An 8,159-nucleotide genomic window follows, 5' to 3' on the forward strand; every position below is an offset into this window, starting at 1 on the left:
ATTCTTGAGTTGTTACAAGTCAATGAAGTTAATGAATTTGTTACATATTTTTTGCGAATTGATAAATATATTGGATTTCGTTCTGTAAATTTAAAGAGAGTTTAACAAGTTTGTTTACATTGCCCAATCAGCAATGCGTATTCGTTATTGATTGGACTGTAAATAATATTTGTCACATAGGCTTCAATTAAGTGAAACACAACTGTCATATTCGGAACCTAAAGTAAGCACCGTTCAAGTGAAACACTACGGCAATAAGGCCACTTAAGGAAATTGTGATGAAAAAGACAGTAATCGGTGCAATCGCTCTTGTAGGTGCACTAGCAGTGACTCCAGCTTCAGCTAAAGAAACTATCTCAGCTGTTGGTTCAAGCAGCGTAACTCCACTGATGGAAGTTTTCTCTGAAACATACATGAAAACACATTCAAACGTATTTATTGAAGTACAAGGCCCTGGTTCTTCTGCTGGCGTAAAAGCAGCTAAGAATGGCAGTGCAGATTTAGGTATGTCTTCTCGTAACCTTAAAAGTTCAGAAAAAGAAGCAACACTAGTTGAAGAAGTGGTTGCTCGTGACGGTATTGCCGTTGTAGTTAACCCGAAGAATGGCTTAGAAGCGCTTACTGCTGAGCAAGTAACCGCTATCTATAAAGGTGAAGTAACAAACTGGAAAGATGTTGGCGGTGCAGACAAGCCAATCGTAGCAATCACTCGTGATACAGCTTCTGGTACACGTGGCGCTTTCGAAGACATCATGTCTCTTAAAAAGAAAATCTCTGGTGTGAAAGTATCTGCGATTTCTCAACGAGCTCAAGTAGCGAACGGAAACGGCGCACTTAAAACAATGGTTGCATCTAACCCATACGCAATCGGCTACATCTCTCTTGGTACGGTTGATACTTCTGTAAACGCTCTAGCAATTGACGGTACTGAAGCATCAGTAGCGAACGTTAAGAACGGTTCTTACAAAGTAGCTCGTCCTTTCCTTGTTCTTTACAAAGAAGGCAAACCAACAGCTGAAACTCAAAAATTCCTAGATTGGATGCTAACAGCAGACGCTCAAGCTCTAGTTGAGAAGAAAGGCTACATCTCAGTTAACTAATCTCGAAATACTCTTAAATGTTGCTCAGCCTACTCTTTGGCTGAGCCTTTTTTATCCCATTTTGAACAGTTGTGCATTCCATTGATGTTTCCACAGCTCGATATTTGAGACTTGATATATGACCATCGCAACGAATAGTGAAAAGCTTAGTAATAGCGACGCACCTCAACTTAAGCGTGGCTTGCGCACTAAAAAGCGTATTGACTGGAAAGAGCGTATCTTTCACGGCTTGTTTCTTACCAGTGCTGTTATCGGCATTGTATCTTTAGCTGTTATTGCTTACTTCATCGTTAAAGAAAGTATTCCAGCTTTCCAAGAAGTTGGTGTTTCAGGCATTGTTCTAGGCCAAAACTGGCTACCGCCTGCACTGTACGGTGTTGCGACTATGATTGTTGCCTCTGTCGTCTCGACTCTCGGTGCAGTTGTAGTTGGTGTACCCATTGGTGTACTTACTGCTATTTTTATCGCAGAAATCGCGCCAAAACGTTTAGCCGATATTATTCGCCCAGCGGTAGAGCTACTAGCTGGCATTCCTTCGGTAGTATATGGTTTCTTCGGCTTAGTAATTATTGTTCCATTGATTCAAAACGTATTCCAAGTGCCAGCAGGTAATACCATTCTGGCAGGTATTATTGTTTTGGGGGTAATGATTCTTCCTACAGTAATTACCGTATCAGAAACATCTATTCGCGCTGTTCCAAGAGCTTATAAAGAAGGTTCTTTAGCACTTGGGGCATCTAAAGTTTTTACAATTTTCAAACTATTAGTTCCTGCTGCACGTTCAGGCATCATGACTGGTGTGATTCTAGGTATTGGCCGCGCATTGGGTGAAACAATGGCAATCATCATGGTAATGGGTAACGCGCCAGCTATGCCAGAAGGCATTCTTGACTCAGCTCGTACCTTAACTGCGAACATTGCGATTGAAATGTCTTACGCAAGTGGTGTTCACGCTAGTGCACTTTACGCGACCGGTGTTGTTCTACTTATCTTCATCATGTCTTTGAATGCAATCCTTCTATATCTAAACCGTGAGAAGGCGAGGTAATGACAATGGCTACTAATAGTAAATTAGATCTAGTTAAACTAAAGAAAGCACGCGACCGCCAAGACAACATTCTCAGTGGCTTTATTTGGGCTGCAGCAGGTTTAACGGTAGGTTTCTTATTCTGGATTATGTGGTACATCCTTTCTAACGGCTTACAGCATGTTGACTGGAATTTCATTACCGACGATTACACTCGTACTGGTGATGAGCACGGCATATTCCCTATGATTATCGCCACTATCTACATGGTTATCGCTTCTATAGCAGTCGCAGCACCATTGGGGATTATGACGGCAATCTATTTAACCGAGTACGCAAAGGTTGGCAGCCGCTTAGTTAAAGTTATCCGTTTTTGTACAGAGTCTTTAGCGGGTATTCCATCGATCATTTTTGGTCTGTTTGGTATGACTTTCTTTGTTGCAATTCTTGGGTTAGGTTTCTCAATCCTATCGGGTGCATTAACTCTAAGTATTTTGATACTGCCAGTTATTATCCGAACAACTGAAGAAGCATTGATGGCAGTTCCACAGACTTACCGTGAAGGTTCATACGGTCTGGGTGCTCCAAAAATCTACACTATCTGGCGCTTAATCTTACCAAGTGCAATGCCAGGTATCTTAACGTCGGTCATTCTTAGTATTGGTCGTGTAATTGGTGAGTCTGCCCCGGTTTTCCTAACGGCAGGTATGGTGGCACGTATCCCTGATTCATTAATGGATTCAGGACGTACCCTAACGGTTCACTTATATAAGCTAACTACCGAGCTGTTCACTATTGAAGAGTGGAACCAAGCTTACGGCACAGCAACTGTACTGATTGTACTTGTACTGGCAATTAACACTATCACTAAGCTGATAGCAAGCCGATTTAATACAGCAACTTACTAGCCACGCATTCATATTTTCTGGCTAAGCATAAGTACAACGACACATAGACGAATTAAGAGATAAAGATGATGAACAAATTCAATATTAAAGATTTAGACCTTTTCTACGGCGACAACCAAGCGCTAAAAGCAATTAACCTGCCAGTACCAGAGCGTCAAGTAACCGCTTTAATCGGCCCATCTGGCTGCGGTAAATCGACACTGCTTCGTTGTTTAAATCGCATGAACGATTTGATTGAAGGCGTGAAAATTACAGGTCTTCTAGAGATGGACGGTGACGATATCTACGGCAATATTGATGTTGCAGATCTTCGTATCAAAGTCGGAATGGTTTTCCAAAAGCCAAACCCATTCCCAATGAGCATTTACGAAAACGTTGCATACGGCCTACGAGCTCAAGGCATCAAAGATAAAAAGCATATTGACGAAGTGGTAGAGCGCTCTCTACGTGGTGCTGCATTGTGGGATGAAGTTAAAGATCGTCTTAAAGCTCACGCATTTGGTTTGTCTGGTGGTCAACAGCAGCGTTTATGTATTGCCCGTACGATTGCAATGGAACCTGACGTCATTCTAATGGATGAACCAACATCGGCACTTGATCCAATTGCGACACATAAAATTGAAGAGCTAATGGAAGAGTTGAAGAAAGACTATACGATCGTAATCGTTACGCACTCTATGCAGCAAGCTCGTCGTATTTCAGACCGCACAGCCTTTTTCTTAATGGGTGAGTTGGTAGAGCACAATGACACGAGTGTTATCTTTAGTGAGCCAAAAGACGACCGTACCAAAGGCTACGTAAACGGCGACTTTGGTTGATTTAGAGCTTTTACGAACTTGGTGAACTCGGTTAATTCTAGCACTTTTAGTCTAGTTGGCTGATAGCCGAAACTGAATACTATAACTATAAGCGATGGATACTTTGCCCCACTTAATGTGGGGCTTTTTTTGTTTTTATTGCTCTGAATTAGCATCAAATCAAAGTTTTATGGCTTATGTTTGCTGTATGGCGGTCTGAAAAATAAATGGAAAAGAAATCCCATTTTTGTTGTTTCTCTCTAGCTTGTGATAAAGGAATTTGTGGAATTGCGACTCGCTTAACAAGAGATTTTTCATTGTATTGATTGCATATTGATGATTGGGTATTTTTGCACCACATATAACCTTTGGATAAAAGCCGTGCCTGTTAAAGCATTTACAAAGCAAATATCTGCTACTCGTGATCATCGCTTGTTGTCAGAGCTTTTGTTTAATTACTTAGACACCATGCTTAGTCCTAAGGCTATTGCCCTTTGTTATGACCCTGCCACCTCTGAAAGTCTCGTCCCTCTATACGTATGCGGTGAATTTACTTCTTTAGACCGCTATCCAGCGACCTTTTGGCCTTGGGTGTGTCAGTTTGATACCGCCGATGGGGTGATCCCTATGGCGATCAACACTTGTCAGTGGGACCACAGCGCTGAGCTCGGTGGTGAGTCTTTCATCATGATGTTAGATAACTCGCCTTCATCTCGAACGTATCTGATTATTCAGAATTGTGACCCAACGAAAGTGAGTCAAAATCACGAAAGTAATCTCGACGTTATGCAACTGGCAGCTGCGAGGTGGCAATGCATTCGAGCTGAAAATAACGCGACCATAGAAATTAAGCGCCGAGACAGTCGTGAAGCAAAATACTTAGATGAAATTAAGCTGCGCGAGCAGTTTGTTGACAATATGAAGTTGGTACATCAACTTGCTTTGGAGTTGTCGAATCCAGAATCACTCGACGCTTTATATAAGGCCGCGGTTGAAGCCGTGAGGGATCGTTTAGGCTTTGACCGAACCACATTCATGTTACTTGATATGAAAAAGCGTTGTTTCAGTGGCACGTATGGAACGGACGAAAACGGAACAACCGTCAGCGAGCACAACACTCAGTATGACCTTCACCAATTAGAAGAAGAGTATATTGAAGCGCTATCGAATACAGCTTCAAACTTGGTGATTGTTGATAACGCTCCTTTATATACTGCGGGGCAAGTGGTAGGGCAAGGTTGGAATGGGATGCTCATCTTGCGTGAAGGCGACAAGCCGATTGGCTGGATAGCGATGGACAACTTTATCAAACGCTTTCCTATCACTGAGTATCAAAGGCAAATGCTAGAGTCATTCGGCTCTTTGCTATCACAGATCTACATTCGCAAACGCCAAGAACAAAATATCCGCATGTTGCACTCTAGTATGGTTGAGCTGTCTAGCTGTGAGAGTGTCAGTGAAGTGTGTAAGTCCGCGGTAAGTTTTGCGATCAAGCATTTAGGGATTGACCGATTTGCAGTCTTTTTAACTGACGAAAACTGTACTTATATGCAAGGAACTTGGGGTACGGATATCCAAGGTAATGTCGTCGATGAATCGTATTATCGTTCAGAAACGGTTGAACGTCCCATTGTTCGTTCTGCGCGAGCTATACCAAACCAAGTCGCCTTTGAAGAGTCTGTCCCAATTTATCATGATTACAATATTGTTGGTTTTGGTTGGACAGCGATGACCATGCTAACCAGTAACACGAGCGGCCCTATTGCTTTTATTACGGCCGATAACCTTCTGACTCGGAGCGCATTAACTTCTCAGCTTAGAGAGGTTATCCGGATTTTCTCTTCGAGCTTAGCTGAAGTGCTGCAGCGAACACAGGCGCAAGAAGAGCTTAAAAAGCTGAATGAAACATTAGAACATGAAGTGCTCAAACGAACCCATGAGTTAGAAGTTGTGAATGAACAGCTGGATCTGATTTCTAAACTTGACCCTCTTACTCGCTTAGGTAATCGCCGAATGTTAGCTCAAATGATGGAGGAGCTAAGATCTCGTAAAGAAAGCAAGCGCACAACTTGTGGACTCATCTTGGTTGACCTAGACCACTTCGGGCTTTACAACAATGCTTATGGTCATACTGAAGGGGACAAAGCACTAAAATCCGTGGCCAATATTTTGAAAAACCATAGTCATGGACCGAGTGAAATGTTTTGCCGCATTGGTGGTGAAGAGTTTGTTTTGTTTATGGTTGATTCTGACCCTCAAGAGATTACTCAGCGCTGCGAGTCTATTCGCAAGTGTATTGAAGAGGCCAAGATTCCTCATTGTGATAATACGACAGGAGCATTTTTGACGGCTTCTGTTGGTTACACGACTCGCAATACTTTTTATCGCGATATCAATTTCGAAACACTCTATAACCTAGCTGATAAAGCACTCTATCGCGCTAAGGACTCAGGGCGTAATCAGGTTGTTCGATCTGCTTATCATAAAGACCGAGCACATACTGCTTGCGCGTAATGAGGGTTGCATAGTTGTACGTCCCGTTGGACGTATTAACTGATTCAATAAAAAAAGCCTGAAACAACAAATGTTGTTTCAGGCTTTTTTATTTTCTGGTGTTTACAGGTGGGCTAGGTGATTCGCTTCCACTTTTGACTTTTTATTAGCACGCTCAATCAATTTGAGAAGATCTTTGGGATCCCACTCTGGAGTGGCTGATTTTTTCGAACCTGCATAGAGTTGGTGGTTTAGTGCTGCAACAGAGTTTAAAGCTTCTTTCTTTATTTGCTCATCGACTGAGGGGTTATGGTTAAGCCACTCGGTCAACGCACTCTGAATTTTCATCCCATCGCGTAGCTTAATGGCTTCTTTCAAAACTTGCGTCGCATCTTGTGAGCCTTCTTGTACAGGTTTATCTGTTACAGGCAAACGCTGCTTTGATTTCCTCCAAAAGATAATGGCGAGTACGCTGCTAATCAGCCAAAGCCCCGCAAAACCTACGGCGATCATTGGCCAATATCCGGCATCTTTGATCATTATAGGTTCTATGTTTTTTTGCTGAATTGGTGCTTCAGGGGATAACAATACCGCAGCTTGATCGCYTGCTGCGACTTGCATCGTGAGTCCTGTGACCTTACTAATTTGTTGTACCTTACTTGTGGTATTCCACCACGATTGTTTTACCGCTGGTAACGTCACTGCCCCTGTGTGTTTTGGAATGATGACTTGCTTAAAAATAGCGATTGGTTGGCCTGATTCCGTTTTTCCAAATTGCGGCTTTTCTTCATAAACTCGAACTGAGTCTGGGTACTCAATAGACAAGTTTGGGAGCTGTTGCTCGGTTAACCCTTCAGCGCGCATTGTGATTGTTCGGGTTAATGAGTCGCCGACTTTAATATCAAACTTGCCCTGTGAGTTTGAAAACTGAGTGAGTTCGTTGCCATCTCCGTCTGTCCAGGTTTGTGACAGAGTAAACTTAGAGGTCGGGATCCAAGCGCCTTGATAAGAATCAGGTATAGCCAATACGTTAATATCAAAGTTTTGTACTGGTGTGTCTAACTGGATTAACTTAGTCGTATTCGACAAGTTATCGCCATAAATGACGGCACCTGTTAGCTTTGGTCCTTTAATTTTGTAGCGGCCTGCTGCCGACGCTGTAATTAGAAATGATTGCTCAACGACGGTGACTTCAACGCCATTTTGTACTGCTTGATATTGTTTAGACTCACCAATTGGAGCGACATCTATTCCCTCTGCACTTGGTGGTGTGATTTTAGGGTTTTGTAAACGTCTTGGATCGGCCTTTATAATAAGTTGAACATTAAGCTGGGTACTTTGATTTGGGTAAAGTTCATCTTTATTGAGCTTTAATTTGAACTCAGCTAAGTCACTTTGTTTTGGCGCCGTTTTATCTTGCGAGACCTGAATTGTAATTGGACTCGTCGAGGCCCCTGCAACCTTGAAGCTTGGAATGGTTAAGTGACCTAACCGCAATGGTGCGATAGACACTGTCCATTCACTTCTAACACTGCGACTGCCATTTATGATGTTCATTGAAGAACCAAAGCTTGGTCGTCCTAGATAGAAATCATTTTCTAATACGCTGAGATCAAGTGCATCACCACTGACTCGCTCATTGACTACGACTCGAAGTTGAAGTACTTCATCTTTGGTGACTTTGTTCTTGGTGACGCTCGCGCTGACTGAGGTAGTAGCATAAGAGCTAGTACTCAGTAAGGCTAACGTGAGTATTAGGCTAACATTGAGTAATAAACACAATTTTTGCTGTAAATTTGAGTAGCCTTGTAAAAATAGGCGGTGATATAAAGAC

At 42.5% G+C, this 8,159-nt stretch carries 6 protein-coding genes; 5 read left to right on the forward strand and 1 reads right to left on the reverse strand.

What is annotated here, in order from left to right; genetic code table 11:
- Positions 1 to 278 precede the first annotated feature (278 nt).
- From L4C33_RS17275 to L4C33_RS17295, 5 genes are all read left to right on the forward strand, one after another.
- Positions 279 to 1,100: a phosphate ABC transporter substrate-binding protein gene (locus L4C33_RS17275; protein ID WP_428813649.1), complete on the forward strand. Its 822-nt coding sequence runs from the start codon at positions 279 to 281 to the stop codon at positions 1,098 to 1,100.
- A gap of 118 nt (positions 1,101 to 1,218) precedes the next feature.
- The gene (gene pstC / locus L4C33_RS17280) at positions 1,219 to 2,148 is read left to right on the forward strand and encodes a phosphate ABC transporter permease subunit PstC (RefSeq protein ID WP_428813650.1); all 930 of its coding nucleotides are present in this window, start codon (positions 1,219 to 1,221) and stop codon (positions 2,146 to 2,148) included.
- 5 nt (positions 2,149 to 2,153) lie between these two features.
- Positions 2,154 to 3,035 (forward strand): phosphate ABC transporter permease PstA, encoded by an 882-nt coding sequence (pstA, locus tag L4C33_RS17285; protein WP_428813651.1) that lies wholly within the window; start codon positions 2,154 to 2,156, stop codon positions 3,033 to 3,035.
- A gap of 68 nt (positions 3,036 to 3,103) precedes the next feature.
- A complete protein-coding gene (pstB, locus tag L4C33_RS17290) occupies positions 3,104 to 3,853 on the forward strand; it encodes a phosphate ABC transporter ATP-binding protein PstB (RefSeq protein WP_428813654.1) in 750 nt (249 codons plus the stop codon).
- 360 nt (positions 3,854 to 4,213) lie between these two features.
- Positions 4,214 to 6,346: a sensor domain-containing diguanylate cyclase gene (locus L4C33_RS17295; RefSeq protein WP_428813652.1), complete on the forward strand. Its 2,133-nt coding sequence runs from the start codon at positions 4,214 to 4,216 to the stop codon at positions 6,344 to 6,346.
- Between the two features lie 102 nt (positions 6,347 to 6,448).
- On the opposite strand, the gene L4C33_RS17300 is transcribed toward L4C33_RS17295, so the two are convergent.
- On the reverse strand, positions 6,449 to 8,159 hold a 1,711-nt coding region (locus tag L4C33_RS17300; RefSeq protein ID WP_428813653.1), incomplete at its 5' end, for a BatD family protein.

This window comes from Vibrio makurazakiensis (genome assembly GCF_050337375.1).
In the GTDB taxonomy this organism is placed as follows: Bacteria; Pseudomonadota; Gammaproteobacteria; order Enterobacterales; family Vibrionaceae; genus Vibrio; species Vibrio makurazakiensis.